Annotated in this window: 24 protein-coding genes; 9 read left to right on the forward strand and 15 right to left on the reverse strand. The window is 66.3% G+C overall.

What is annotated here, in order from left to right; translation table 11 throughout:
• Positions 1-30: 30 nt before the first annotated feature.
• Positions 31-951 carry an enoyl-CoA hydratase-related protein gene (locus FYM52_RS01445; protein ID WP_154162786.1) on the reverse strand — a complete coding sequence of 307 codons (921 nt, stop codon included), beginning with the start codon at positions 949-951 and terminating at the stop codon, positions 31-33.
• Between the two features lie 67 nt (positions 952-1018).
• A complete protein-coding gene (locus tag FYM52_RS01450; protein ID WP_154162787.1) occupies positions 1019-2536 on the reverse strand; it encodes a helicase HerA-like C-terminal domain-containing protein in 1518 nt (505 codons plus the stop codon).
• An 81-nt stretch (positions 2537-2617) separates the two neighbouring features.
• On the opposite strand from FYM52_RS01450, the gene FYM52_RS01455 reads away from it, so the two are divergent.
• From FYM52_RS01455 to FYM52_RS01490, 8 genes are all read left to right on the forward strand, one after another.
• Positions 2618-3337, forward strand: a complete 720-nt coding sequence (locus tag FYM52_RS01455; protein ID WP_042417809.1) for a YebC/PmpR family DNA-binding transcriptional regulator — start codon at positions 2618-2620, stop codon at positions 3335-3337.
• Positions 3334-4620 carry a phosphoribosylamine--glycine ligase gene (purD, locus tag FYM52_RS01460; RefSeq protein ID WP_042417812.1) on the forward strand — a complete coding sequence of 429 codons (1287 nt, stop codon included), beginning with the start codon at positions 3334-3336 and terminating at the stop codon, positions 4618-4620. Before FYM52_RS01455 ends, purD begins: the two co-directional genes overlap by 4 nt.
• 10 nt (positions 4621-4630) lie before the next feature.
• On the forward strand, positions 4631-5572 hold the full coding sequence (gene hemF / locus FYM52_RS01465) for an oxygen-dependent coproporphyrinogen oxidase (RefSeq protein WP_154162788.1): 942 nt from the start codon (positions 4631-4633) through the stop codon (positions 5570-5572).
• Positions 5573-5762: 190 nt separating this feature from the next.
• Positions 5763-6440 carry a ribosome silencing factor gene (rsfS, locus tag FYM52_RS01470; RefSeq protein ID WP_154162789.1) on the forward strand — a complete coding sequence of 226 codons (678 nt, stop codon included), beginning with the start codon at positions 5763-5765 and terminating at the stop codon, positions 6438-6440.
• On the forward strand, positions 6437-6904 hold the full coding sequence (gene rlmH / locus FYM52_RS01475; RefSeq protein WP_154162790.1) for a 23S rRNA (pseudouridine(1915)-N(3))-methyltransferase RlmH: 468 nt from the start codon (positions 6437-6439) through the stop codon (positions 6902-6904). The genes rsfS and rlmH overlap by 4 nt, the downstream gene beginning before the upstream one ends.
• 198 nt (positions 6905-7102) lie before the next feature.
• Positions 7103-7717: a nucleoside triphosphate pyrophosphatase gene (locus FYM52_RS01480; RefSeq protein ID WP_154162791.1), complete on the forward strand. Its 615-nt coding sequence runs from the start codon at positions 7103-7105 to the stop codon at positions 7715-7717.
• 110 nt (positions 7718-7827) lie between these two features.
• Entirely contained in the window at positions 7828-9315 is a 1488-nt protein-coding gene (gene rng / locus FYM52_RS01485) for a ribonuclease G (protein ID WP_154162792.1), read from the forward strand.
• Between the two features lie 56 nt (positions 9316-9371).
• Entirely contained in the window at positions 9372-10010 is a 639-nt protein-coding gene (locus FYM52_RS01490; RefSeq protein ID WP_043378146.1) for a DsbA family protein, read from the forward strand.
• A 197-nt stretch (positions 10011-10207) separates the two neighbouring features.
• Here FYM52_RS01490 and FYM52_RS01495 read toward each other — a convergent pair whose 3' ends face one another.
• The 7 genes from FYM52_RS01495 to FYM52_RS01525 are packed head-to-tail and all read right to left on the reverse strand — an operon-like array spanning position 10208 to position 16607.
• On the reverse strand, positions 10208-11113 hold the full coding sequence (locus tag FYM52_RS01495) for a TIGR01777 family oxidoreductase (protein ID WP_154162793.1): 906 nt from the start codon (positions 11111-11113) through the stop codon (positions 10208-10210).
• Positions 11114-11146: 33 nt separating this feature from the next.
• Positions 11147-11845 carry an SDR family NAD(P)-dependent oxidoreductase gene (locus tag FYM52_RS01500; RefSeq protein ID WP_154162794.1) on the reverse strand — a complete coding sequence of 233 codons (699 nt, stop codon included), beginning with the start codon at positions 11843-11845 and terminating at the stop codon, positions 11147-11149.
• Between the two features lie 27 nt (positions 11846-11872).
• Positions 11873-13444 carry a cryptochrome/photolyase family protein gene (locus FYM52_RS01505; RefSeq protein WP_154162795.1) on the reverse strand — a complete coding sequence of 524 codons (1572 nt, stop codon included), beginning with the start codon at positions 13442-13444 and terminating at the stop codon, positions 11873-11875.
• A complete protein-coding gene (locus FYM52_RS01510) occupies positions 13441-14748 on the reverse strand; it encodes a DASH family cryptochrome (protein WP_154162796.1) in 1308 nt (435 codons plus the stop codon). Before FYM52_RS01510 ends, FYM52_RS01505 begins: the two co-directional genes overlap by 4 nt.
• The gene (locus FYM52_RS19150) at positions 14745-14906 is read right to left on the reverse strand and encodes a DUF2256 domain-containing protein (RefSeq protein ID WP_154162797.1); all 162 of its coding nucleotides are present in this window, start codon (positions 14904-14906) and stop codon (positions 14745-14747) included. Before FYM52_RS19150 ends, FYM52_RS01510 begins: the two co-directional genes overlap by 4 nt.
• Positions 14907-14931: 25 nt before the next feature.
• A complete protein-coding gene (locus FYM52_RS01520) occupies positions 14932-15996 on the reverse strand; it encodes an NAD(P)/FAD-dependent oxidoreductase (protein ID WP_154162798.1) in 1065 nt (354 codons plus the stop codon).
• Positions 15993-16607, reverse strand: coding sequence for a lipocalin family protein (locus tag FYM52_RS01525; RefSeq protein ID WP_043377846.1), 615 nt, complete (start codon positions 16605-16607; stop codon positions 15993-15995). Before FYM52_RS01525 ends, FYM52_RS01520 begins: the two co-directional genes overlap by 4 nt.
• 1137 nt (positions 16608-17744) lie before the next feature.
• On the opposite strand from FYM52_RS01525, the gene FYM52_RS01530 reads away from it, so the two are divergent.
• Positions 17745-19322, forward strand: a complete 1578-nt coding sequence (locus tag FYM52_RS01530) for a methyl-accepting chemotaxis protein (protein ID WP_154162799.1) — start codon at positions 17745-17747, stop codon at positions 19320-19322.
• A 529-nt stretch (positions 19323-19851) separates the two neighbouring features.
• Here the strand turns inward: FYM52_RS01530 and FYM52_RS01535 are convergent.
• From FYM52_RS01535 to lptF, 6 genes are all read right to left on the reverse strand, one after another.
• The gene (locus FYM52_RS01535; RefSeq protein ID WP_154162800.1) at positions 19852-20997 is read right to left on the reverse strand and encodes a glycerate kinase; all 1146 of its coding nucleotides are present in this window, start codon (positions 20995-20997) and stop codon (positions 19852-19854) included.
• A gap of 50 nt (positions 20998-21047) precedes the next feature.
• Positions 21048-22217: a pyridoxal phosphate-dependent aminotransferase gene (locus FYM52_RS01540; protein WP_154162801.1), complete on the reverse strand. Its 1170-nt coding sequence runs from the start codon at positions 22215-22217 to the stop codon at positions 21048-21050.
• Positions 22218-22262: 45 nt separating this feature from the next.
• A complete protein-coding gene (locus FYM52_RS01545) occupies positions 22263-23204 on the reverse strand; it encodes a CysB family HTH-type transcriptional regulator (protein ID WP_154162802.1) in 942 nt (313 codons plus the stop codon).
• A 61-nt stretch (positions 23205-23265) separates the two neighbouring features.
• On the reverse strand, positions 23266-23649 hold the full coding sequence (locus FYM52_RS01550; RefSeq protein ID WP_238826066.1) for a sirohydrochlorin chelatase: 384 nt from the start codon (positions 23647-23649) through the stop codon (positions 23266-23268).
• Positions 23646-24773: an LPS export ABC transporter permease LptG gene (gene lptG, locus FYM52_RS01555; RefSeq protein ID WP_154162804.1), complete on the reverse strand. Its 1128-nt coding sequence runs from the start codon at positions 24771-24773 to the stop codon at positions 23646-23648. Before lptG ends, FYM52_RS01550 begins: the two co-directional genes overlap by 4 nt.
• Positions 24770-25864, reverse strand: coding sequence for an LPS export ABC transporter permease LptF (lptF, locus tag FYM52_RS01560; RefSeq protein ID WP_154162805.1), 1095 nt, complete (start codon positions 25862-25864; stop codon positions 24770-24772). Before lptF ends, lptG begins: the two co-directional genes overlap by 4 nt.
• Between the last annotated feature and the right edge of the window lies 1 nt (position 25865).

The raw sequence follows: 25865 nt of genomic DNA on the forward strand, positions 1-25865 counted from the left end.
AACTCGCGCACATGCGCTGGGGCTTTGGCGCTAGCTGGTGATCCGCTCGGCAGGGCTGTGGGCACCCGGGGCACTACCCGGGCCGGGCTCGGCATCCAGTTGTGCAAAGTGGCGCACCGGCTCCAGGGGGGCAAAGGTGCCCGCACGTTTTTGCTGTGTGGCCTGTACGGATTCCATCACATGGCGGTTGCTCCAGATGCCGGCCTGCAGCCAGCCCATCTGGCGCAGGCTGTCGTCCACGCTGTGGTCGCGGGCAAACTGCAGCGCCTGCTTGCTGCCCCAGATGGCAATCGGGGGTTTGGCCGCGATCTCGCGGGCACAGGCCATGGCGGCGTCCAGCATGGCGTTCTGGGTGGCGTGGACGCCATTCACAAAGCCCTGGGCCAGGGCTGCTTCGGCCGGCCAGCGGCGGCCGGTGTAGGCCAGCTCCTTGACCAGGCCCATGGGCAGCAGCTTGGGCAGGCGCTGCAGGCTGCCCAGGTCGGCCACCATGCCGATGTTGATTTCTTGCACGCAGAAGAAGGCATCCTGCGTGGCATAGCGCAGGCAGGCGCAGCAGACCAGGTCCAGCGCGCCGCCGATGCAGCCGCCCTGGATGGCGGCAATCACGGGGATGCGCAGGTTGTCCAGTCGCGTGAAGGCCTGCTGCATGTCCCACAGGAATTCGGACAGGGCGGCGCGCCCTTCGGGTGAGCGGTCCTGGGGGATGAAGTCCGGGTTGGCAAAGGTCTCCAGCGCCATGCCGGCGCTGAAGTGCTTGCCGGTGCTGCTGAGGACCAGCACGCGCACGTCGGGGCTGCGCTGCAGGTGCTCCAACGCCGCATCCAGGTCCCGCCAGAAGGCGGGGTGCATGGTGTTCAGGCGCTCGGGCTGGTTCAGCTGCAGGTGGGCGATGTGGTCTTGCACCTGCAGGTGCATGACCGCCAGGGAGGGCAGGGTCGTGGTAGGCATGGCTGGTGACTGTAGGCAGCGCACCCGCACCGCAGAACTCGCACATTCCCTGATGTGCGGCCTGTCGTCAGCGTTTCTTGCTGCCCGTCAAACTGCCCAGCACGCCACGCAGCAACTGGCGGCCCAGCTGGTTGGTCATGCTGCGGGCCGTGGACTTGACCACGCTTTGCACCAGGCCATCGCGCTTGCCGCCGCGTGGGCCGGTGGAGCCGAAGAGGAATTCGTTCAAGCCATTCATCAGGCCGCTGTCGGTCGCAGTGCCGGCGCCGGTGGCCCCCGGGGCCCCTGCGGTGGCCGCCGGCTCCTGGCTGGCGCGGCTTTGCAGCACTTCGTAGGCCGACTCCCGGTCGACCGATTTTTCATAGACCCCGGCGACCAGGGAATGGGCCAGCAGTGCCCGGCGCTGTGGCTCCTGGATCGGGCCGATCTGGCTGCCCGGGGGCACGACGTAGACGCGCTGGGTGATGCTGGGGCGGCCCTTTTCGTCGAGAAAGCTGATCAGGGCCTCGCCCACGGCCAGCTCGGTGATGGCCGATTCGATGTCCACCTGGGGGTTGGGGCGCATGGTCTGGGCCGTGGCTTTCACCGCCTTCTGGTCCTTGGGGGTGAAGGCGCGCAGCGCATGCTGCACGCGGTTGCCCAGCTGGGCCAGCACACTGTCGGGAATGTCCATGGGGTTTTGGGTGACGAAGTACACGCCCACGCCCTTGGAACGCACCAGGCGCACCACCAGTTCGATGCGCTCAATCAGCACCTTGGGGGCGTCGGTGAACAGCAGGTGGGCTTCATCGAAGAAAAAGACGAGCTTGGGCTGGTCGGGGTCGCCGATTTCCGGCAGCCGCTCGAACAGCTCGGACAGCATCCACAGCAGGAAGGTGGAGTACAGGCGCGGCGACTGCATGAGCTTGTCGGCCGCCAGGATGTTGATCACGCCGCGCCCCTGGGCATCGGTCTGCATCAGGTCCTCGATGTTGAGCATGGGTTCGCCAAAGAACTGGTCGCCCCCTTGCGATTCGATCTGCAGCAGGCCGCGCTGGATGGCGCCCACGCTGGCGGCCGAGATGTTGCCGTACTCGGTGGTGAACTGCTTGGCGTTGTCACCCACATGCTGCAGCATGGCGCGCAGGTCCTTGAGGTCCAGCAGCAGCATGCCGTTGTCGTCGGCAATCTTGAAGACCAGGTTGAGCACGCCCATCTGCGTGTCGTTCAGGCCCAGCATGCGGCCCAGCAGCAGCGGCCCCATGTCCGAGATGGTGGCCCGCACCGGGTGGCCCTGCTCGCCAAACACGTCCCACAGGGTGCAGGGGCAGGCCACGGGATCAGGCAGTGCGATGCCGCGCTCCTGCAGCGAGGCGGCCAGCTTGCCGCCGATGCTGCCGGCCTGGCTGATGCCGGTCAGGTCGCCCTTGATGTCGGCCAAAAACACGGGAACCCCGGCCAACGAGAAGCTTTCGGCCATCTTCTGCAGCGTCACGGTTTTGCCGGTGCCGGTGGCGCCGGTGATCAGCCCATGGCGGTTGGCCATGCCGGGCAGGAGGGAGCAAACGGTATCGCCGTGCAAGGCAATAGGCAAAGCTGGGGCCATGTTCGGGTTTCCTCTGTCAAGTTGCGCTGTCAAAAGTAGAATCCGTGCCCAATAGATTAAATCAAGACCAAAGGATTTCCTGTGGCAGGACATAGTAAGTGGGCCAACATCCAGCACCGCAAGGGTCGCCAGGATGAGAAGCGCGGCAAAATCTGGACACGCATCATTCGTGAAATCATGGTGGCGGCCCGTCAAGGTGGCGGTGATCTGAATGCCAATCCCCGCCTGCGCCTGGCAGTGGACAAGGCCAAAGCTGCCAACATGCCTGCCGACAACATCAAGCGCAACATCGACAAGGCCACAGGCAATCTGGAAGGTGTGAACTACGAGGAAATCCGCTACGAGGGCTATGGTATCGGCGGCGCGGCCATCATCGTGGACACCATGACCGACAACCGGGTGCGCACGGTCGCTGAAGTGCGCCACGCCTTCAACAAGCACGGCGGCAACATGGGCACCGAAGGTTCGGTGGCCTTCCAGTTCAAGCACTGCGGACAGATCGTGTTTGCCCCCGGAACCAGCGAAGACCAGGTCATGGATGTGGCCCTGGAAGCCGGCGCCGAGGATGTGATCACCGACGAGGACGGTGCCATCGAGGTGCTGACCGCGCCTGCGGACTTTGAAGCCGTGAAGAATGCCCTGGAAGCGGCTGGCCTGAAGCCCGAAGTGGCGGAAGTGACCATGCGCGCCGAAAACACCATCGAACTGCAAGGCGAGGACGCCGAGCGGATGCAAAAACTGCTGGATGTATTGGAAGATTTGGACGACGTGCAGGACGTCTACCACAACGCTGAACTATGAAGATTCTTGTGATTGGCGGCGGTGGCCGCGAACACGCTCTGGCGTGGAAATTGGCCCAGTCGCCCAAGGCGACCAAGGTGTTTGTCGCGCCCGGCAACGGTGGCACTGGCCTGGCAGGTGGCAAGCTGCAGAACTTGCCCATCACCGATGTGGTGAAGCTGCGCGAATGGGCGCAGGCTGAAGGCGTGGCGCTGGCCGTGGTCGGCCCCGAGGCGCCGCTGGCCGCCGGCGTGGTGGACGAGTTCCGCGCGCACGGCCTGAAGGTGTTCGGTCCCACCAAGGCGGCTGCGCAGCTGGAGTCGTCCAAGGCCTTCTCCAAGGCCTTCATGCGTCGCCACGGCATTCCCACGGCCGACTACGACACCTTCACCGACCCCGTGGCCGCCCACGCCTTTGTGGAACGCCTGGGCGCGCCCATCGTCATCAAGGCCGACGGCCTGGCCGCCGGCAAGGGCGTGGTCGTGGCGATGACGCTGCAGGAGGCCCACGATGCCGTGGACTTCATGCTCGTGGACAACAAGTACGGCGTGCAGCACAACGAAGGCGGTGCACGCGTGGTGATCGAAGAGTTCCTCGCTGGCGAGGAAGCTTCGTTCATCGTGCTGTGCGATGGCAAGAACGTGGTCGCCATGGCCACCAGCCAGGACCACAAGCGCCTCAAGGACAACGACGAAGGCCCCAACACCGGTGGCATGGGCGCCTACTCGCCCGCACCCGTGGTCACGGCCGACGTGCATGCCCGCGCCATGCGCGAAATCATCCTGCCCACCATCCGTGGCATGGAAAAGGACGGTATCCCGTTCACCGGCTTCCTGTATGCCGGCCTGATGATCGACGGCAACGGCCACCCCAAGACACTGGAGTTCAACACCCGCATGGGGGACCCCGAAACCCAGCCCATCATGATGCGCCTCAAGAGCGATCTGGTGGACGTCATGCAGGCGGCCGTGGACGGCAAGCTGGACCAGGTGGAACTGGAGTGGGACCGTCGCACCGCGCTGGGCGTGGTGATGGCGGCTGCCGGTTACCCGGAAGATCCGCGCAAGGGCGATGCCATCACCGGCCTGCCCGCCGAAGTGGACGATGCCGTGGTGTTCCATGCCGGCACGCAGCTGAATGAGGCAGGCGTGCCCGTGACCAGTGGTGGCCGTGTGCTGTGCGTGACCGTGCTGGCCGACAGCGTGCGCCAGGCGCAGACCCGTGTCTACGATGTGACGCGCGGCATCCACTTCGACGGCATGCAGTACCGCCGCGACATCGGCTTCCGCGCCATCAAGGGCTGAGGAGGCCGCCATGCAAGCACCCACCGCCAGCATCGACAACGTGCGCGCCTACCTGCTGGGGCTGCAAGCCAGCATCACCCGTGCGCTGGAGGCGGTGGAAGCCGCCGCTGGCGAAGGTGCGGCCCAGTTCCTGGCAGATTCCTGGCACAAGGGGGCGGATGAGCGCCTGCAGGGCGATGGCGTTACCAAGATCCTGGAAAACGGCCGGGTGTTCGAGCGTGCCGGCTGTGGTTTCTCGCACGTCAAGGGCGCGCAACTGCCGCCCTCGGCCACCCAGCACCGGCCCGAACTGGCGGGTGCACCGTTCGAGGCCATGGGCGTGTCGCTGGTGTTCCACCCGCGCAACCCCTATGTGCCCACGGTACACATGAATGTGCGCATGATTGCCGCCGGCCACCCGGGCCAGCCCCAGGTGTGCTGGTTTGGCGGTGGCATGGACCTGACACCGGTCTACGGCTTCGAAGACGATGCCGTGCACTTCCACCAGACCTGCCGCGATGCGCTGCAGCCTTTTGGCGCGCAGCTGTATCCGCGCTTCAAGCAGTGGTGTGACGAGTACTTTTTCCTGAAACACCGCAACGAGCAGCGCGGCATCGGCGGCATCTTCTTTGATGACTTCAGCGAGCTGGGCCAGGACCAGGGCTTCGCCATGCTGCGCGCGGTGGGGGATGCGTTCCTGCAGGCCTATCTGCCCATCGTCGAGCGGCGCCAGGCCATGGCCTACGGCGCGGCGCAGGTGGATTTCCAGCGCTACCGCCGTGGTCGTTATGTGGAGTTCAACCTGGTCTGGGACCGGGGCACCCACTTCGGCCTGCAGTCCGGGGGGCGTACCGAATCCATCCTGCTGTCCATGCCCTTGCATGCGGACTGGAGCTACCAGCGCGTGGACGCCCCGGGGACGCCCGAGGCGCAACTGCTGAGCCAATTCTTGGTGCGCCGCGACTGGCTTTGAGGGCGCGCAAGCAGCCCCCTGGCCGAAAAACTATAATTTCCATAGCTGCCGACGACAGTCCCTGTGGTCGGCCTTTCTATTTAGACCAACAATAAAAGCCCTGTCAGCGTGGGGCAGCATCCCCAAGGGCATTGAAGCCCGCGATGCAGCCGCGCTATATTGACCGGAACTTTCAACCAGACATCGCCTGATGAGCACTTCCACCCAATCGGATTCCGCAGCCAAGAAAGACGTGACCAAACTCCAGCGTGCCATCGTCGATGGCCTGGAAGACGTCAAGGCCCAAGACATTCAGGTTTTCAATACCGAGCACCTGTCGCCGCTGTTTGAGCGCGTCATCGTCGCCTCCGGTACTTCCAACCGCCAGACCAAGGCCCTGGCCTCCAGCGTGCGCGATGCCGTGAAGAAGGCCGGCTTTGCCGTGCCACGCCATGAAGGCGAAGAGAACGGCGAGTGGATCATCGTCGACTGCGGCCAGTGCGTGGTGCACATCATGCAGCCCATGATCCGCCAGTACTACCGCCTGGAAGAAATCTGGGGTGACAAGCCCGTGCGCCTGAAGCTGGCGGGCGCCAAGCCTGCCAAGATCTTCGCCTCCGAAGATGCCTCGGCCGAAGCCAAGCCTGCCAAGAAGGCTGCGGCCAAGAAGACCGCCGCCGCGGTGGATGGCAAGACCGTGGTGAAGAAGGCCGCTGCCAAAAAGTCTGCCGAGAAGTCGGTGGACGCCAAGGCCGACAAGGCTCCGGCCGTGAAAAAGCCGGCAGCCAAGAAGCCTGCCGCAAAGAAAGCCGCCACCGTGAAGACTGTGGTGGTCAAGCCCACGGTACCACGCGGTGGCGCCAAGAAGGCGGCTGCGAAGAAGGCATGAAGCTGTGGATCGTGGCCGTGGGCCAGCATGTGCCCGATTGGGCGCAGACGGCCTACGACGATTACGCCAAGCGCTTCCCTCCGGAACTCAAGGTCGAGCTCAAGGCCGTCAAGACCGAGCCGCGTGGCTCCAAGACGGTCGAGACGCTGTATGCCGCCGAGCGCAAGCGCATCGAGGCAGCGATTCCCCGGGGCACCCGCATCGTGGTGCTGGACGAGCGGGGCACCAACCTGACCACCAAGGCCCTGGCCCAGCGCCTGCAGCACTGGCAGCTGGAAGGCGATGATGTGGCACTGGTCATCGGCGGCCCCGATGGCCTGGACCCGGCCTTCAAGCAGGCCGCACACGAGAAAATCCGCCTCTCGGACCTGACCTTGCCGCACGCCATGGTGCGCGTGCTGCTGATTGAGCAGCTGTACCGCGCCTGGTCGGTGAATGCGGGCCACCCGTATCACCGCGAGTGAGTCGCGAACCCCTCCGTGCCGGCTGCCCGGCATCCGCAGACCCTGCCCCCAGCGTGCAGGGTTTTGTTTTTTCAGCGTCAGCCTGGGCGCAGGGCGGTGTGGCCCTGGATTGCATGGCCCAAGGTGCCGTGATACTATTTTTTTAATAGCTTCTGGCGCTTGCTGAATGGGCGCTAAAGCCTTTTTTGATTCAAAACCATGTCCGACTTCATCTACCTCGCCTCCCAAAGCCCGCGCCGCAGCCAGTTGCTGCAGCAGCTGGGCGTGCGCCACGAACTGCTGTTGCCCAATGCCCCGGGGGATGTGGCCGAGGATGCCGAGGCTATTGAAGAAGTGTGGCATGGTGAGGACCCGCAGGCCTACGTGCAGCGCGTGACCGGATTGAAGCTGGATGCCGCCGTGGCCCGCCTGGCGCGGCGCGGCCTGCCCGATGCGCCGGTGCTGACCTCGGACACCACGGTGGCCCTGGGCACGCAGATCCTGGGCAAGCCGGCCGATGCCGCGCATGCGCTGCAGATGCTGGCGCAGCTGTCCGGCCAGACCCACACGGTACTGACGGCGGTGGCGGTGCAGCAGGGCGCACAGCGCTGGCAGGCCCTGTCGGTCTCCCGCGTGCGCTTCATGGCGCTGAGCGAGGCGCAAATGGCCGCCTACGTGGCCTCGGGGGAACCTTTCGGCAAGGCCGGGGCCTATGGTATTCAGGGACGTGCAGCGGCCTATATCGAACATATGGCTGGCAGTTATTCCGGCATCATGGGCCTGCCCGTGTTCGAGACGGCCCAGCTGCTGCGGCAACTCGGCTGGCAGATTTAAGCAGCGCCTGGACGGCCAGCTTTGGCGCCGATGTGCGCGCAGCTGGCGTTCGGACGCACCGCAGTACGGGTCCGGCAGCACCCGCTCTCTCAACAAACCAAGACAAGCGCATGCAGCAAGACATTTTGATCAACTGGTCGCCCCAGGAAACCCGGGTGGCCGTGGTGGAGCAGGGCGCTGTGCAGGAGCTGCACATCGAACGCACGCTGGAACGCGGCCTGGTCGGCAACATCTACCTGGGCAAGGTGTCGCGCGTGCTGCCGGGCATGCAGTCGGCCTTCATCGACATCGGGCTGGAGCGCGCCGCCTTCCTGCACGTGGCCGATGTCTGGCAGCGCCACGAAAGCGGCGATGCGCCCATGATTGCGCGCAAGAACGAGCCGCTCAAGCCCATCGAGCACCAGGTGTTCGAGGGCCAGTCCATCGTGGTGCAGGTCATCAAGGACCCGATCGGCAGCAAGGGTGCGCGCCTGTCCACGCAGATCAGCATCGCCGGGCGCCTGCTGGTGCATCTGCCGCAGGACGAGCACATTGGCGTGTCGCAGAAGATCACGCCCGAGGAGCGCGATGCCCTGCGCGGACGCCTGCAAAAGCTGGTGGGCCTGAAGGACCAGGGCGGCGGTGGCGGTTTCATCCTGCGCACCAACGGCGAGGACGCCAGCGATGAGGAGCTGTCCGAGGACATCGCCTATCTGCGCAAGACCTGGGCGCGCATCAAGCTGGCCGCCACCACGCTGCCGCCGATGTCGGTGCTGCACCAGGACCTGAGCCTGCTGCAGCGCGTGCTGCGCGATCTGGCCGGCGAGAGTACGCAGAGCATCCGCATCGACTCGCAAGAGCAGTTCGCCAAGCTCATGGCCTTTGGCAAGGAATTCATGCCCAGCGCCGTGCCCAAGCTGCAGCTGTACAAAGGCGAGCGGCCGATCTTCGACCTGTATTCCATCGACGAGGAAATCGCCAAGGCGCTGGGCCGGCGCGTCGAGCTGAAGTCGGGCGGTTATCTGATCATCGACCAGACCGAGGCGCTGACCACGGTGGACGTGAACACCGGCGGCTATGTCGGGGCCCGCAATTTCGATGACACCATCTTCAAGACCAACCTGGAGGCGGCGCAGGCGATTGCACGCCAGCTGCGCCTGCGCAACCTGGGCGGCATCATCATTGCCGACTTCATCGACATGGCGCACGAGGAGCACCGGGAGCAAGTGCTGGCCGAGCTGCGCAAGCAACTGGGCCGTGACCGGGTGAAGACCATGGCGGGCACGTTCTCGCAGCTGGGGCTGGTCGAGATGACGCGCAAGCGCACGCGCGAATCGCTGGCCCACATGCTGTGCGAACCCTGTCCCGTGTGCCAGGGCAAGGGCAGCGTGAAGACGGTGCGCAGCGTGGCCTACGAGATCCTGCGCGAAATCCTGCGCGAGGCGCGCCAGTTCAACCCCAAGGAGTTCCGGGTGGTGGCCAACCCGGATGTCATCGACCTGCTGCTGGACGAGGAAAGTCAGCACCTGGCGGGCCTGAGCGATTTCATCGGCAAGCCCATCTCACTGCAGGCCGAAGGCGGTCTGGCCCAGGAACAGTACGACATCGTGCTGCTGTAAAGCGGCCACGCGGGGCCGCGGCAGTGCCGGTGGCCCCGCACGAACCGGAATGGAACATGAGCAAAACCCTGCATTACATCTTTGATCCGCTGTGCGGCTGGTGCTATGGCGCCGGGGCTGTCGTGGCCCAGGTGGCCGCCCTGCCGCAGCTGCAACTGAAATTGTGGCCCTGCGGCATGTTTTCGGGCGCCGGCTCGCGCGCCATGGACGACGACTTTGCCGCCTACGCCTGGGCGAACGACCAGCGCATCGAGCAACTGACCGGTCAGCACTTTTCGCCGCGCTACCGCACCCAGGTGCTGGCCGATCGCCAGCAGCGCTTTGACAGCGGCCCTATCAGCCTGGCCCTGACAGCGGTGGCGTTGACAGCCCCCACGCAGGAGGTGGCAGCGCTCAAGGCCATGCAGCAGGCGCGCTACATCGACGGGCAGGATGTGACGTCGCTGGACCAACTGGCCGTGATCTTGCAAGGCCTGGGGCTGGCCGAGGCGGCGCAGCGCTTGACCGCGGCCGATGCCGAGCTCTTGCAGGCGCATGCCGCGCGCACGCAGCAAGCCCAGCACTGGCTGCAGCAGCTGGGCGCACGGGGCGTGCCCACGTTCTTGCTCGAAATCGATGGGCGTGGGCAGTTGCTACCTTCCAACCTGTTGTTTTCACAGCCTGAGGCCTGGATTGAGCAACTGTTGGCGGCCTGAGCGCTCACACAGCGGCCCCGCTGCAGCGTGATCCGCCGCCCCGCGCAAATGAGGGGCCGCAAGCGCCCGCATAGTCCGTGCGTAGGCATACACGAGGGGGCTTGATCGCTGCCTGAGTCGGGCAGCGCCAAGCGGGCGGTGCTGGCCCAGAGCATGCTCGACGGGCGCAGTCTGTGGCTGTGCGCGTCGGCCGCGGATCAGGCACCCGGTGGGTGCAGCAACTGGTCCAAGGCGCCCGCCAGCGTGGGGTGCTGCCACGCAAATCCCGCGGCCTGCGCACGCTGGGGGCGCAGGCGCTGGCCACCCAGCAGCAGCACGGACATTTCGCCCAGCGCTATGCGCAGCGCCCAGGCCGGTGCCGGCAGCCAGGCCGGGCGGTGCAGGGCGGTGGCCAGGGTCTGGGTGAAGGTGGCGTTGCGCACGGCCTCTGGCGCGCAGGCATTGAAGGGGCCGCTGCAGTCTGCGTGGTGCAACAGGTGGTCCATCAGCCGGACCTGGTCGTCCAGGTGGATCCAGGGCATCCACTGCTGGCCATCACCCAGTCTGCCCCCTAGGCCCAGCTTGAACGGGGGCAGCAGCCGCGCCAGCATGCCGCCCCGGGGGGCCAGAACCGGTGCGGTACGCACCAGGGCCACGCGCACGCCGAAGCGGCGCGCGTGCTCGGCCTCCTGCTCCCAGGCGATGCACAACTGGCTGCCGAAATCGGTGGCCCCGGCAGGGCTGCTTTCATCCAGCCAGGCGTCGCCACCATCGCCGTACCATCCCACGGCCGAGCCCGACAGCAGCACACGCGGCGGCTGGGGCTGCTGCGCCATCCAGTCCACCAGGGTCCGTGTCAGATCGACGCGGCTGCGCCACAGCACCTGGCGGCGCGATGCGGTCCAGGGGCGGTCTGCAATCGGGGCGCCGGCCAGGTTCACCACCGCGTCCAGCGATGTACCTTCCAGTTCGTGCAGGTGGGCTATGCCGCGGGCACCGCTGCACAGGGCTGCCACCTTGTGCGGTTCGCGGCTCCAGACCCAGAGTTCGTGGCCTTGGCGTTGCCAGTGCTGGCACAGGGCTTGTCCAATCAGGCCGGTGCCGCCAGTCAGCAGGATGCGCATGGGGTTCTCCTTGGTGCAAAGTGGGCGAAGGGCTTACCAGGGCAGGCGTTGACCATCGTAGGCCCAGAAGCCGCCGCTGTCTTGGGGCTGCAAGCCATCCAGCACCGCCAGCAGGTCCTGCGCGGCCGCGGCGGGCGGGCGACCGATCTGCGCCCCGCGAAACGGTGCCGACAGCGCCGAATCCACCGTGCCGGGGTGCAGCGCCGCCAGCACGGCCTGGGGGTGGGTGCGCGCCACTTCGATCGCGGCGGTCTTGAGCAGCATGTTCAGCGCGGCCTTGGAGGCGCGGTAGCTGTACCAGCCGCCCAGGCGGTTGTCGCCGATGCTGCCCACCTTGGCCGACAGCACCGCCAGCAGGCTGCGCTCCCCCTTGGCCAGCTGCGGCGCGAAATGCGCCAGCGCCAGGGCCGGGCCGATGGTGTTGGTGGCAAAGCTGGCCGCCAGGTGCGTGGCATTCAGGTCGGTCAGGCGTTTTTCGGGACCGCCGGTGGGGCCACTGAGCATGCCGGTGGCGACCACGATCAGGTGCCAGGGCCCTTGCGGGCGCAGCGCCTCGGCGGCAGTGGCAATGCTCTGCGGTTGTTCAAAATCCATCGCAGGCGTGCTCTGGCGGCTCAGGGCAACCACCTGGGCACAGCGTGGGTCCGCTGCCAGCTGCGCGGCCAGGGCACCGCCAATGGCGCCAGTGGCCCCCAGGATGAGGGCTTGGTAACCAGTGGGCAGGGATTGCATGGCAGGCCTTGTGGAGTGGGGTGGTGGTTACAGGGTGCCGAGCTGCTGGCGCACCTGCTGTGCGTGCGCTTGCAGGGCGGTTTGCTGCTCGGGCGGCATTTTTTGCCACTGGCGGTACACCAGCGCCAGCCGGTGGTTGCTGCCCAGTGTCTCGGCATGGCGCGCAAAAAAGTCCCAGTACAGGGCGTTGAAGGGGCAGGCGCGCGGGCCGGTCTTGAGCTTGGGGTGGTAGGCGCAGCCCTGGCAATAGTCGCCCATGCGCTGCAGGTAGGCCGCGCTGCTGACATAGGGCTTGGTGGCGATCAGGCCGCCATCGGCGCGCTGGCTCATGCCCAGGGTGTTGGGCAGCTCCACCCATTCGAAGGCATCGATGTAGATGCCCAGGTACCAGTGGTGCAGCGCGGCCGGGTCCAGCCCCGCCAGCAGCGCAAAGTTGCCGATCACCATCAGCCGCTGGATGTGGTGGGCATGGGCGGTCTGCAGCGACTGGCGGATGGACAGCTGCAGACAGCGCATGCGCGTGTCCCCGCTCCAGAACCAGTGCGGCAGCGGCAGGTGGTGGCCCAGCGCATTGCGCAGCTCGTAGCCCGGCATGCGTGCCCAGTAGATGCCGCGCACGTACTCGCGCCAGCCCAGGATCTGGCGCACAAAGCCTTCCACCGCCGCCAACGGGGCACGCCCGGTGTGCCAGGCGGCCTCGGCGCGCTGCAGCACCTCCAGCGGGTGCAGCATCTTCACGTTCAGCGCAAACGACAGCAGCGAATGGAACAGGCGCGGGGCCTGGCTGGCCATAGCGTCTTCATAGTCGCCAAACTGCGGCAGGGCGTGGGTGATGAAGGCCTCCAGGCAGGCCAGTGCCTCGGCACGGTTCAGCGGCCAGCGCACGGCGTCGGCCTGCGACTCTCCAAAGCTTTGGACGCCGCAGCGCTGCAGCAGGTCCCACAGCGCGCGGTGGTCGTGCGTGGGGCGCCAGTCCGCAGGCTCGGACGGAGTGCCGGGCCAGGGCTTGCGGTTGTCGTGGTCAAAATTCCACTGACCGCCTGCGGGCTGGTCGTGCTCGTCCAGCAGCAGGCGGTAGCGGCGGCGCATGCTGCGGTAGAAATGCTCCATCAGCCACTGGCGGCGCCCGTGCATCTGGGTGGCCAGGTCGTCACGCGCTGTCAGAAAGTGTTCGCTGTCCACCACGCTGCAGTGCAGTGGGGTGGTGCGGGCCCAGTCCTGCAACTGGGCGTCCAGCCGCCATTCGTCGGGCTGCTGCCACTGCACGTGCTGAGCGCCGTAGTGCGCGGCCAGTGCTGCCAGATTGTCGGGGATGGACTGGCGGTTGCTGGCGTCGTCGAGCGCCACATAGCGCACGCGGTGGCCCGCAGCGCGCAGCTGGCGCGCCAGATCGCGCATGGCGGCAAAGATGGCCAGTATTTTCTGTGCATGGTGCAGCACGTAATCGGTTTCCTGGCGCACTTCCATCAGCACGTAGACCACCTGCGCATCCACCTGCTGGAACCAGCTGTGCTGCGGGTTGAGCTGATCGCCCAGCAGCAGGCGCAGGGTGTGTGCGCCGTGCGGGGCGGTGGGGGTGGATGTGCGGGTGTTGCTCATGCCGTGCCCCACAGGCGTTGGTAGGCCCCGTCAGGGTCGTAGGTGGCGGCCTGTTTGACGGGGTCAAAGCGGCGCCCCCCGCGCGGGTCGGTGCCCCGCCCGGCGATGTACAGCCAGTTGCCCTGGTTGCTGTACACGTCATAGTCCAGCAACTGTGCCTCAAACCAGGCGGCACCGGCGCGCCAGTCGCAGCCCAGGTCGTGGATCAGATAGCTGGCCGCCACCTGGCGCAGGCGGTTGCTCAGGTAGCCGGTGGCCGCCAGCTCGCGCATGGCGGCATCCACCAAGGGCTGGCCCGTCTGCCCGGCGCACCAGGCGGCAAAGTGCTGGTCATTGTGGGGCGCGGCCTGCGTAGGACCCAGTCCCCGCGCCCAGTACAGCTTGTGGCCATGCTGCAGGTGCAGAAAACGGAAGTAATCGCGCCACAGCAGCTCAAACCACAGCCAGTAGCTGCCATCGCTGGCGCCGTGTGTGGCTTCAAACTGCCGCAGCTGGGCCATGGCTTGGCGCGGCGAGAGCGCCCCCGTGGCCAGCCAGGGCGACCATTTGCTGGAGTAGTCCAGCCCCACCAGGCCGTTGCGTGTGCGCTGGTAGCTGTGGGGCAGCCCGCGTTCCAGATACTGGCGCAGGTGGGCCAGCGCGGCTGACTCCCCGCCGTGCAGACGGCCTTGCAGGTAGGGGAAGGCGCTGCGTGCATCGGCAGCCGGGGGCAGCCCGGCCAGTACGGCCAGGGCTTGCGCTGGTGTGTCTGGGGATGCCGTCGGCAACTCAGGTGGCAAGGGGGGCAGTGCGGCCGGTACTGGCAGGGGTGCTGCGGGTTGCAGCCCGGCACGCTCAATCGCTTGGCGAAACGGCGTGAACACGGCAGGCAACTGCGCCACCGGCCACGGCAACTGGTCCGGGTGCAGCAAGCTGCTGTGCCACACGGTGTGCACCTGCAGGCCTGCGGCGCGCAGGGCGGCAACTTCGGCCTGCTCCTCGGGTGCGGCAATGTCCTCACAGACGATGGTGGTGGCGCCCACGGCCCGCGCCAGCGCAGGCAATGCAATTGCAGCAGGCTGATTCAAAATACATAGCTGAGAGCGTAGATTCTGAAAGCGCTGGAGCAGGTTTTGAAGGGTATTGGCCAGCCAGGCGCGGCGGTGTGGGCCGATGCGGGCAAAGCCCCAGCGAGTGGTGGCTTGGACATCGGGCCGGCACACCACGGGCAGCAGGTGCTGTGCCCCCAGCTGGCCTGCGGCGTGCAGCACGGGCTGGTCGTGCAGGCGCAGGTCGTGGCGCAGCCACACCAGCACCGTGCTCATGGCTGCGCTCCGGGCGAAGGCGGCGGCTTGCGCTGGCGGCGGCAACGTTCGGAGCAGTACTTGACCTCCTCCCACACCTGCGCCCACTTTTTGCGCCACGCAAACGGGCGCCCGCAGCACTGGCAGGGCTTTTCAGGCAGATGGGGTTTGCGGTGCATGGTGTGCTTCCAGTGGTGGGCGGTTTTACCTGGTGTGCGCCTGCAGCGCGGCGTGTACGCGCTGCGCCAGACAGCGGCCGCTGAGCCAGGCGCCTTCCACTGTGCCGCTGTGCAGCCAGTCGCCGCACAGGCCCAGGCCGGTCTCCGGCTGCCACCAGCAGTCCACGTTCAGTGGCGGGGCGGTGTCGGCGTAGCGCCAGCGGTGGGCGGTGGCCTGCACGCTGGCCGGCTCCGGGCCGCCCAGCTGTGCAAAGGCCTGCAGCAGCGTGGCCGTGACCGAGGCAGCGTCGTCTTCCACATGCGCCTCGCTCCAGGTGTGGGTGGCGTGCAGCAGCCAAGTTTCGGGGCCGTTGCGCCCGGGCTTGCTGCTGTCGCGTGCGATCCAGCGCAGGGGGCTGTGCTCGACAAAGCAGCCGTCCACGGGCAGGTGCACCGGCTGGGGGCAGCGCACCATGACCGACCAGCAGGCCCGCATGCGGGCGCTGCGCGCCAGGTCGGCGGCTTGCGGGGCCACAGCCGCCAGCAGGGGCACGGCCTGTGGGGCCGGCACGGCCAGCAGCACCGCCTGATAGGGCTGGGGCTCGCTACCGTGCTCAGGGCTGTGCAGCAGCCACCCATCGCCGGTATGCGCCTGCAGCGGCTGGACCGTGGTTTGCCACTGAAAGCGCACCGGCTGGTGCAGGGCCTGCATGCTGTGCACCAACTGGGCTGCTGGGGAGGTCATGCGTGGGGTGCCGACAAAGCGCTGCACCGTGCTGGCCTGCTGCGTGAAGCCTTGCCCATCGTGCGTGCCGATGCGGGCGTGCCATGGGGCTGCGGCGCCGGCTTGCTCCCAGCTGGCAACCTGGGCCCGGAAATCGGCATGGCGTGCCGTGAAGTACTGGGCGCCGTGGTCGCACTGCCAATCCGTCGCACCATCGCTGCTGCGGCGCGTGCTCATGCGGCCCGAGGGGCCACGGCTTTTGTCGAACACGTGCACGCTGTGGCCTGCGTGGGCCAGGGCCTGGGCACAGGCCAGGCCTGCCAGGCCGGCACCGACGATGGCGATCGTGGCGTGTTCCAAGGATGGGGAAGTTGCGGTGCTGGTCATGGTTGTGCCGGGGTGGGGGAGTCCGTGTCGGTGTGGTCCACCCAAATGAAAGCCTGTGTGTCAATGCCGAGGGATTGGGCCTGCGCCACGATGCGCTGCAACGTGGCACGGGGCAATTGGGTGTCGCGCGCCAGAATCCAGGCATAGCCGGTATCGGGGCCGACCACCAGCGCCCAGCGGTAGTCGGCGTCCAGGCCCACGACGTGGTAGCCGCCATAGAAGGGACCAAAGAAGGACACCTTGAGGGAGGCGGTGCTACTCGGACCGGTGAACAGCGCCTTGCCGACAGCCTCGCGCCACTGGCCGCTGGCGGCCTGCCGGCCGCGGTTGATCACCTGCACGCTGCCGTCGGGCTGCGGGGTGTAAGTGGCCGACACATCGCGCAGGCCGCGCTCGAAGGCGTGGTCCAGCCGCGCCAGTTCGTACCAGCGGCCCTGGTAGCGCTGCAGATCGAAGCCTGTGACGGGCTGCAGCCCCGGTGGCGGGCTGGTGCTGGCGCACCCTGTCAGCAGGGCGGCCCCGAGGAGTGCGGAGGCCAGCCAGCGCAGCAGGCGTGGGCGCGCTGTCGGTGCGGCGGGCTGGTGTGGCAGTGGGCGTGTCAGGTGCTGCATGTCTGTGAGGTGCTTCTATCGGTCAAGGTATTGGGGGCAGGGCCGTGATGGCCACGCGATCGCGGCAAAGCCTGTCTGGAGCAAAGCGCTGAGCCCCGGCATGGGGTGTCGCCAATACGCGGCTGTCTGGCTTCCCTGCGGAGCGTATTGGCCGACACCCTGCATATGCGCAGGACCGCGCACAGGCAGGCTGTGTGGGGGCAGTTGTTGCACTCAGGTGGTGAGTGCCGCCTTGGCGCGATGTGCTCCCAACCTGTTGGATGCGCCATCGGGCCTGGGCGTACCCAGCGGTCGCGTACACCACAGTGGTCCGCGATCCACTTGGGCAAGGCGATAGACCTACCGGTGCCCGTGGGTGTGTGACAGCCTGACTCCCTGTGCGGGGGCGATCCGGGACAATCCGCCCCTGCCATGTTGGGGGGCATGCAGGGCGATGCAGCTGTGCCTCTTTGTCTTGGACAAATTCAGGCCAGGCATGGCACGGTGCGCAGCCCGTCACGCCAAACCAGCCCGTTGGTCCAGTCCCCCACATTCGCAGACAGTGCGCACTGGCAGCCACCGGGCATCGCCCTGTAGACATGGTCTTCAGCAGCCTTGCATGGGCTTGCCTAGGTCCTTTCGTGCAACAAAAACCATAGCGTCTATCTCCGTCGCCCATGCGGTCTTCTGCCACTGTGTCTGGGCATGCCTGCACAGCCATGGGTGGCGGTGTGCCCCCATCGCGGCGGTACGCTGGATTGCTGGAAGCGGTGCGGATAGACATAGACAATTCAAGATATAGCCATAATTGTCTAGGACAAAAATAGTTTTGTCCAATACATTAAGACCCAAGCCATGCGTGAAACATGGCGCAGCACCTGCCAGTCATCCATGCAGCACAAGGGTGTGCGGCTGGCTGCGTGGTGAAGGGTTGGGTTGGAAGAGGGACATGCGCTGTATGCGCTGGCCACGGACGGCGACAGGTGCTCGACAGGGCGCCACGTTCTGCTGATGGCACTGCCATCGGCTGTGCCGCGTAGGAATGCGTTGGTGCCCAGGGGGCGCAGCCAGCGTGTGCCGGGCCAGTGGGCTGGCTCGGCCGACGCACCGATGGTGTCGGTGTGCAACGGATTCAATTTCTGGAAAACAGATTAAAAAATGTCAATCAAAAACAAGCTGATCTTGTCTTTTGCGCTTCTGATGCTGATTCTTTTCGGCCTATCGGGCATGGCGGTGCGCGGGATTGCTGTGACCCAGGGCAGTTTCGAGCATTTTGTGTCCAACGACTTTCGGCGTGCCGGCCTGGCGCGTGAACTGCAGGCGGCCGCCGATGCACGCGCCGTGGCGGCCCGCAATTTGCTGCTGGTGACTGCGCCGGCCGACATCGAGGCCGAGAAAAATGCCGTGATGCAGGCCCACGAGCGCATGCAAGAGCGCCTGGGGCGCTTGCGCACCCTGGTGCAGGCCCCGGACGTGTCGAGCGACGAACGGGCCCTGTTTGCCGCTGTCGAGCAGATCGAGGGGCAGTACGGCCCCGTGGCTTTGGCGATTGTCGATATGGCACTGAAGGACCAGCGCGAGGCGGCCATCCGCAAACTGACGGACGAATGCCGCCCCTTGCTGGCCGAGCTGGTGCGCAAGACCAGTGCCTATGTGGCCTATATCCGTGAGCGGGGCGATGCCAACGTCGAGGTGGCGGCGCAGGCCTATGGCTCCACCAAGACCGCCTTGCTCTCGGCCTGCGCCCTGGCCCTGGCGATTGCCGGCGTACTGGCTTGGCGCATCATCCGCAGCCTGATGCGGGCGCTGGGGGCGGATCCGGCCGAGTTGCGGGCCGTGGCCAAGCGCGTGGCGGCTGGCGAGCTGAACGAGGTGACGCTGGACGCGGGCGTGCACCACAGCAGCGTGCTGGCTTCGCTGGCCGAAATGCAGACGGCGCTGGCGCAGATCGTGCGGCAGGTGCGCACCTCGGCCGAAACGATTGCCGCCAGCTCGGCACAGATCGACTCCAGCAATACCGACCTGGCGCAGCGCACGGAGCTGCAGGCCACGCGGCTGCAGCACAGCTCGGCCACGATGGAGCAACTGCATGGCACCGTGGTGCAGAACGCCGAGCATGCGCACCAGGCCACCAGCCTGGCGGCCACGGCCAGCCAATCGGCCGAGCACGGCGGCCAGGTGGTGGGTGGCGTGGTCCAGACCATGGAGGACATTGCCGCAGGTTCCCGCCGCATCGAAAGCATCATCGGCGTGATCGATGGCATCGCCTTCCAGACCAACCTGCTGGCCCTGAATGCCGCGGTCGAGGCCGCGCGTGCGGGCGAACAAGGGCGTGGGTTTGCCGTGGTGGCCGCCGAGGTGCGCATGCTGGCGCAGCGCAGTGCGGAGGCCGCCAAGGAAGTCAAGCAACTGATCGATACCAGCATGGGCCAGGTGGCCCAGGGCGTGGAGCAGGTCCAGGAAGCCGGCGTGACCATGGCGCAGCTGGTGGGTGAGGTCAAGAGCGTGGCCGCGCTGATCAGCGAAATCAGTGCCGCGTCGCGGGCCCAGACCCAGGGCATTGGCGAGGTGACAGTGTCGGTCTCGGAGCTGGACCGGGCCACCCAGCAAAATGCCGGCCTGGTGGAGGAAATGGCCGGGGCCTCGGGCAGCCTGCGGGTGCAGGCCAGCAGCTTGATGGAGGCGGTTTCGCTGTTCCGTACCGGCCAGGGCCATCGCCAACTGGAGAGCGCTTAAGCCTGGTGGCCTTGGCTGCGCAAGCAGCCAAGGCTTCAAGCGGCCCAACGCTTGCGTTGCCAAAGCAAATCGTCATAGCGTGGGTGGTGGGTAGATCGTTTTTGTGCAGCACGGCCATGCATCGGCGGCCTGGGCCTGAGGGGGGCACACGGTCACAGCCAATCGACGAAAACTGTGGCGCCTGCCCTCCCTTGCCGGATTCGTGCCTTCGCACGGCTGTCCTGTGGATTCCGCCACCCATGGCTGGCCGCGGATGGTTGCGCGTTCGCAGCGGCGGCCACCGCAGGCCCGCAAGCCGGATGGCGCCAGCGCCGTCAGCTTCTTCACGGCATGGCTGGAATGCCGACGCCGCAGGGCATGCCACCCGGACCGCGCCGGGCCAGGTGGTGGGCGCCTGCGCCTTAGGCCTGCACATGACGGCTGTCGGCCGTCTGTGCCAGGTGACAGGACCTGGGTGTTATGAGTAAAAAGTGGCTTAAAGCCAGCCAGGGAGCGCGCAAGCAGCTCCCTTTTTTGTGCAGAGGGCCGTTCAGGTGCGCAAGGCCTGGCCCATGGCCAGCAGCGCGGCCACATTGCGTGCAGTGCTGCGCACGTTGTGGGCCGCTTCGGCGATGGCGTCTTCGATGCTGCACGGGCGGCTGAGCACACTGCAGATGGCATCGATGCCGTGCGCGTGCACCACCTGGGCGTTGCGTCCCAGGCTGCCGGCCATGCCAATCACGGGTTTGCCGTAGCGTTTGGCCACGGTCGCCACCCCGAACGGGGTCTTGCCAAAGATGGTCTGCTCGTCGATGCGCCCCTCGCCGGTGATGACCAGGTCGGCATCGCGCACGGCGGCGTCCAGGCCCACGGCCTGGGCAATGATCTCGCAGCCGGGGCGCAACCGGCCTTGGAGCACGGCCAGCAGGGCAGCGCCCATGCCACCGGCGGCACCGGCACCCGCAATCCCTTCCACGTCCGCCCCCAAGTCACGCCGCAGGATGGCGGCCCAGTGCTGCAGGCTGGCATCCAGGGCGGCCACCATGTCCGGCGTGGCACCTTTTTGTGGACCAAAGATGGCCGAGGCACCGCGTGGGCCGGTCAGCGGGTTGTCCACGTCGCAGGCGACGTCGATGCGGCAGGTGGCCAGGCGCGCGTCCAGGCCCGAGGTGTCGATGCTGTCCAGCTGGACCAGGGCCGCGCCGCCGCGTGCCAGCTCTGCACCCTGTGCATCCAGCAGCCGCACGCCCAGGGCCTGCAGCATGCCGGCACCGCCGTCGTTGGTGGCGCTGCCGCCAATCCCCAGAATCAGGTGGCGCGCGCCGGCATCCAGGGCCGCGGCGATCAGCTCGCCCGTGCCGTAGCTGGTGGTCAACAGGGGATTGCGCTGCGCGGGCGGCACCAGGGCCAGGCCGCTGGCGGCGGCCATTTCGATCACTGCCGTGTGGCCGTCACCGGACAGGCCATAAAAGCCCATGACGGGTTCGCCCAGGGGGTTGGTCACGATCACGTCCACGCGGCGGCCCTGGGTGGCTTCCACCATGGCCTGCACCGTGCCTTCGCCGCCATCGGCCATGGGGATCTTGAGGCACTGCGCCTCGGGAAATATCTCCAGCAAGCCCAGCTCGATCTGCGTGGCGACTTCCAGCGCGGACAGGCTTTCCTTGTAGGAGTCGGGGGCGATCACAATTTTCATGGGGCAGGCTTTCGCGCAGGGCTGGGGGCTGGTAGGTGGGCGTGGCGGTGTCAGAGCTTGCGCAGGCGCTCCAGCGCGGCCAGCAAGGTGGCATCTTGCTTGGCGAAGCAAAAACGCACCACCTTCTGGTCGAACCCGTCGCCGTAGAAGGCCGACAGCGGGATGGCGGCCACGCCCACTTCCCGCACCAGCCACTGGCAGAAGTCGGACTCGCTGAGGTCCGTCACCTCGGAGATGTCCACGCACTGGAAGTAGGTGCCCGTGGTGGGCAGCAGCTTCAGGCGCGTCTGCGCAAGCCCCTGGGCGAACAGGTCGCGCTTGCGCTGGTAGAAGGCGGACAGCTCCAGGTACGGCGCCGGGTTCTGCATGTAGGTGGCCAGGCCAACCTGCATCGGCGTGTTCACCGTGAACACGTTGAACTGGTGCACCTTGCGGAATTCGGCCGTCAGCGCGGCGGGGGCCGCCACGGTGCCCACCTTCCAGCCCGTGACGTGGTAGGTCTTGCCAAAGCTGGAGACGATGAAGGCGCGCGAAGCCAGCCCGGGAAAACGCGCGGCGCTTTCGTGCTGGGCGCCGTCGAAGACCATGTGCTCGTACACCTCGTCGCTGATCAGCAGCACGTTGGTGGGCGCCAGCAGGGCTTCGAGCTGGCGCATTTCGTCGGCGGTCCAGATGGTGGCGCTGGGGTTGTGTGGGCTGTTGATGATCAGCAGCCGCGTCTTGGGTGTGATGGCCGCAGCGATCTTGGCGAAGTCCGGGCGGAAGCTGATGGGGGTCAGCGGCACGCGCACGATCACCCCACCGGCCAGCGCGATATTCGGGGCGTAGCTGTCGTAGCAGGGGTCCAGCACGATGACCTCATCGCCGGCATGCACGGTGGCCAGAATGGCTGTCAGGATGGCCTGGGTGGCGCCGGCGGTGATGGTGATTTCGGCGTTGGCGTCGTAGTGGCGGCCGTGCAGTGCTTCAATTTTTGCGGCCACGGCCTCGCGCAACTGCGGCATGCCGGGCATGGGCGGGTACTGGTTGTGGCCGGCCTGCATGGCGGCCGTGACGGCATCGATCAGCGCCGGGTCGCAACCGAAGTCCGGGAAACCCTGGCCCAGGTTGACGGCCTGGTGCTGCTGGGCCAGGGCCGACATGACGGAAAAAATGGTGGTGCCCACCTGGGGCAGCTTGCTGGGGAAGGCCGGGGTCTGGGCGGGGGAAGTCACGGTCATGGCGTAAAAAAGGTGCCCGCAAGGCACCTGTTTCAGGAAAAGGGATCAGAGCTCGTAGTCGTTCACGTGGCCACTCATGGCGCGCAGGATCAGGTCGCGCGAGAGGCGGTCGCTGAGGGTCTCGGCAAACTTGTAGACGAAGTTGCGCAGGTAGGCGCCGCGCTTGAAGGCGACGCGCGCCACGCTCTGGCCGAACAGGTGGCCCATGGGGCGGGAGACCAGGTCGGGGCCCAGGTCGTCGCGCATCGCCATCTCGGCCACGATGCCGATGCCCAGGCCCAGGCGCACATAGGTCTTGATCACGTCGGAGTCGATGGCTTCGAGCACGATGCGCGGCTCGATCTTGCGCGTCGCAAAGGCCGCATCGACCTTGCCACGTCCGGTGAAGGAGGGGTGGTAGGTGATCAGCGGCTCACCGGCCAGATCGTCCAGGCCGATGCGTTCCTTGGTGGCCAGCGGGTGGCCGCTGGGAACGACCAGCACGTGCTGCCATTCGTAGCAGGGCAGGGTGACCAGATCGGGGTAATCCGCCAGGGACTCGGTGGCCATGCCGACCTCAGCCACCTCGTCCAGCACCATGCGCGCCACTTCGTGCGGCGTGGCCTGGTGCAGGCTGATGGTGACCTTGGGGTAGGCATCGCGCAGCTTGGCCACGGCTTTGGGTAGCACGTAGCGCGCCTGGGTGTGGGTGGTGGCAATGCTGAGCGTGCCGCTGTCCTGGGCGCTGAACTGCTCGCCGATGCGCTTGAGGTTGCCCACCTCGCGCATGATCAGCTCGATGCTCTTGAGCACATGCTGGCCGGGTTCGGTGATGCGCTTGAGGCGCTTGCCGTGGCGGGCAAAGATGTCCACCCCCAATTCCTCTTCCAGCTCGATGATGGCCTTGGAGACACCGGGCTGCGAGGTGTGCAGGGCCTTGGCCGCCTCGGTGAGGTTGAGGTTGCGGCGCGCAGCTTCTTGGACGAAACGGAATTGGTGGAGGTTCATAACAGAATGAAAGCAACGATGCTTTCATTATTATGAAGTAATTGTCTAAAGGTGTCTTGCTTTATGCAATGTATTGGTGTGCCATCTCGGCCAGCAAGGCCGTCAGGCGTGCGTCTTCGCCGACGGCGGTGGCCACCTCGAACTGCACCTGGGGGTGCTGGTCTCGCAATGCGGCCACCAGCACCGGCAGGTCCTGGCGCGCGTGGCGGCCGGTGCCCAGGAACATGGGCAGCACGGTGATGTGGGTGCAGCCCTGGGCCACCAGGTCGGCGGCGGCCGTGGGCAGGTCAGGCTCGGTCAGTTCCAGGTAGGCCGTGCAGCAGCGTGCCTGCGGGTGCTGCAGCAGCAGTTGCTGCGCCACCGCCTCGATCGGCAGGCGCCACTGCGGATCGCGCGAACCATGGGCAAAGAAAACAATACCGCGCTGTGAAGACGGCGTACTCATCGGCGAATCACCAGCCATGCAAAGGCCCCCAAAGACAATATCGAGTAGATCAGCCCCGGCGCGGCAGCGGTCAGCATGGGCGACCAGTTCTGCAGGTTGCCGGCATAGCCGAACACGTTGTTCAGCAGGAAGAAGCTGATGCCGGCCATCACCCCGCCGAAGACATAGCCTGCAATGCCACCGGAGCGGAAGTGCAGGTAAGCAAAGGGCAGGGCCAGCACCACCATGACCAGGCAGCTCAAAGGATAGAAGACCTTGCGCCAGAATTCGATCTCGTACTTCTGTGCCGACTGGTCGTTGGCCTTCAGGTGCTGGATGAACTGGAACAGCTCCAGGGTCGGCATGCGATCGGGCTTGTGCACGGCGGCCACCAGCATTTCGCTGGTGATGCTGGTGGGCCATTCCAGGCTGGGCGCCTGCTCGCGCGTGACCTGGGCGGTTTCGGCACCCTGGGCGTCAGGCGTGTAGCGGAAACGCGCGATGCGGGCATTCGTCAGGTCCCAGGCGGTGGCAGTGCTTTGCACCTGCCCACTGTCGGCATGGATTTGCAGCACCATGCGGCCCTGACCATCGAACTGGAACACACGGATGCCCTGCAGGGCACCGTCGGCGCGCACCGCACGGACATTGACGGCCAGCGTGTTGCCGTTGTTTTTTTCCTTGAGCCAGGCGCCGGTGGAACCGCTGGTTGAGGTCTTGCCCAGGTACTTGGCCTTGGCCACCAGGGCCATGCGCTCGGCGGCGGGCGCAATGTAGTCGCCGACCGCTACCGTCAGTACCACAAAGCAGGCGCCCAGCAGCAGCATGGTGCGCAGCGCCAGCCAGGGCCCCAGGCCGCTGGTGCGCATGATGGTGAACTCTGAGCTTTGCGCAAATCGGGCCATCACAAAGATGCTGCCGATCAGCACGGCAATCGGCAGCAGTTCGTACAAATGGTTCGGGATGCCCAGGGACACGGCCAGCAAGGCATGCCAGACGGTGTAGGTGGTATCGCCCACGGTGCGGCCCACATCGCCCATCTCGTCGAGCAGGTCAAAGAAAAAGAACAGCGCCAGAAACGCCAGGGCCACAAAGCCGATGGCACTAACGGTGTCGCGGTAGATCAGTCTGCGCAGTGTCTTCATGCGGTGGCTCCCCGGCGTTGCCACAGGTCCTTGAGGTGCCAGCGATGATGGCGGATGGCCAGCCCCAATGCCGCTAGCACGAAGACGCTGCCATGCACGCCCAGCACATAGCCGGCCAGCCCGATGCGGCCCGAGGCGGTCCAGCTCTGGCCGACGCTCATCAGGTTGTAGTAGACGACGAAGGCCAGCAGTGCCACGACCAGGCTGGTGCTTTGCCCGGCGCGGGGGTTGACGATGGTGATGGTCAGTGCCAGCACCAGCAGGTTCAAGGCTGCCAGCGGCAAGCCCGCGCGCCAGCCGGCTTCAGCCAGGTTGACGGGATTGGGTGCCTGGAACAGCTCCGGGGTCGACAGCGCACGGGCGGTCAGGCTGGTCTTGGCCGGTGTGTTGTCTTCGAGGCGCACGGTGTAGGCTTCAAAATGCGTCAGCTTGAGTTGCCCTGTGGCAGGGGCAGTCTCCACGCGCTGGCCGTTCTCGAGCACGGCGTTGCGCAAACCGTCCACGGTTTCCAGGTGGGCGGACTTGGCCGAGGTCACATATTCACGTCCCTGGCGTTGCTCGACCAGGAAGATGTTGCTGGCAGCCTCTGTGGTGACCGTGTCCTTGTCTATGAAGATCACGCGCGTGCCGTCCGAAGATTCCTGGAACTCCCCGGGCGCGATGCGGTCAATGTCGCTGCGCTGCTCGAATTGGGCGCGCAGCTGTTGGATCTGGTGGTTGCTCCATGGCCATACCAGCAACGCCAGTACGGCAATGACTGCCACAATCGGCCACGCGAAGCGCAGCACCGGACGCAGCTGGCTGGCCAGTCCCTGGCCGCTGGCGAACCAGATGGCCATTTCGCTGTCGCGGTACATGCGCGACAGCGTGCCGACAACAGCCACAAACAGGCTGAGCGTCAGGATGGTGGACATCTGGCCGAGTACGGTGAAGCCCATGACCAGCATCACATCGGATGGGCTGACGGTGCCCTTGGTCGCCTGGCCCAGGGTCCGGATCAGCATCATGGTCATGACGACGGTGATGAGCACCACCAGGGTGGCACCGAAGCTGCGTCCCAGCTCCTTGCGTATGGATGAATCGAATAACATT

The sequence above is a fragment of the Comamonas sp. CAH-2 genome (assembly GCF_009668305.1).
In the GTDB taxonomy this organism is placed as follows: Bacteria; Pseudomonadota; Gammaproteobacteria; order Burkholderiales; family Burkholderiaceae_C; genus Comamonas; species Comamonas aquatica.

Excerpts from the sequence above, each read along its gene's own strand:
- FYM52_RS01545 (WP_154162802.1), bottom strand. The coding sequence starts at position 23,204 with ATGAACCTCCACCAATTCCGTTTCGTCCAAGAAGCTGCGCGCCGCAAC.
- FYM52_RS01480 (WP_154162791.1), top strand. The coding sequence starts at position 7,103 with ATGTCCGACTTCATCTACCTCGCCTCCCAAAGCCCGCGCCGCAGCCAG.
- FYM52_RS01495 (WP_154162793.1), bottom strand. The coding sequence starts at position 11,113 with ATGCGCATCCTGCTGACTGGCGGCACCGGCCTGATTGGACAAGCCCTG.
- FYM52_RS01450 (WP_154162787.1), bottom strand. The coding sequence starts at position 2,536 with ATGGCCCCAGCTTTGCCTATTGCCTTGCACGGCGATACCGTTTGCTCC.
- FYM52_RS01490 (WP_043378146.1), top strand. The coding sequence starts at position 9,372 with ATGAGCAAAACCCTGCATTACATCTTTGATCCGCTGTGCGGCTGGTGC.
- lptG (WP_154162804.1), bottom strand. The coding sequence starts at position 24,773 with ATGAAGACACTGCGCAGACTGATCTACCGCGACACCGTTAGTGCCATC.
- hemF (WP_154162788.1), top strand. The coding sequence starts at position 4,631 with ATGCAAGCACCCACCGCCAGCATCGACAACGTGCGCGCCTACCTGCTG.
- rlmH (WP_154162790.1), top strand. The coding sequence starts at position 6,437 with ATGAAGCTGTGGATCGTGGCCGTGGGCCAGCATGTGCCCGATTGGGCG.
- FYM52_RS01500 (WP_154162794.1), bottom strand. The coding sequence starts at position 11,845 with ATGCAATCCCTGCCCACTGGTTACCAAGCCCTCATCCTGGGGGCCACT.
- rng (WP_154162792.1), top strand. The coding sequence starts at position 7,828 with ATGCAGCAAGACATTTTGATCAACTGGTCGCCCCAGGAAACCCGGGTG.
- FYM52_RS01550 (WP_238826066.1), bottom strand. The coding sequence starts at position 23,649 with ATGAGTACGCCGTCTTCACAGCGCGGTATTGTTTTCTTTGCCCATGGT.
- FYM52_RS01540 (WP_154162801.1), bottom strand. The coding sequence starts at position 22,217 with ATGACCGTGACTTCCCCCGCCCAGACCCCGGCCTTCCCCAGCAAGCTG.
- lptF (WP_154162805.1), bottom strand. The coding sequence starts at position 25,864 with ATGTTATTCGATTCATCCATACGCAAGGAGCTGGGACGCAGCTTCGGT.
- rsfS (WP_154162789.1), top strand. The coding sequence starts at position 5,763 with ATGAGCACTTCCACCCAATCGGATTCCGCAGCCAAGAAAGACGTGACC.
- FYM52_RS01445 (WP_154162786.1), bottom strand. The coding sequence starts at position 951 with ATGCCTACCACGACCCTGCCCTCCCTGGCGGTCATGCACCTGCAGGTG.
- FYM52_RS01530 (WP_154162799.1), top strand. The coding sequence starts at position 17,745 with ATGTCAATCAAAAACAAGCTGATCTTGTCTTTTGCGCTTCTGATGCTG.
- purD (WP_042417812.1), top strand. The coding sequence starts at position 3,334 with ATGAAGATTCTTGTGATTGGCGGCGGTGGCCGCGAACACGCTCTGGCG.
- FYM52_RS01510 (WP_154162796.1), bottom strand. The coding sequence starts at position 14,748 with ATGAGCACGGTGCTGGTGTGGCTGCGCCACGACCTGCGCCTGCACGAC.
- FYM52_RS01520 (WP_154162798.1), bottom strand. The coding sequence starts at position 15,996 with ATGACCAGCACCGCAACTTCCCCATCCTTGGAACACGCCACGATCGCC.
- FYM52_RS01525 (WP_043377846.1), bottom strand. The coding sequence starts at position 16,607 with ATGCAGCACCTGACACGCCCACTGCCACACCAGCCCGCCGCACCGACA.
- FYM52_RS19150 (WP_154162797.1), bottom strand. The coding sequence starts at position 14,906 with ATGCACCGCAAACCCCATCTGCCTGAAAAGCCCTGCCAGTGCTGCGGG.
- FYM52_RS01505 (WP_154162795.1), bottom strand. The coding sequence starts at position 13,444 with ATGAGCAACACCCGCACATCCACCCCCACCGCCCCGCACGGCGCACAC.
- FYM52_RS01535 (WP_154162800.1), bottom strand. The coding sequence starts at position 20,997 with ATGAAAATTGTGATCGCCCCCGACTCCTACAAGGAAAGCCTGTCCGCG.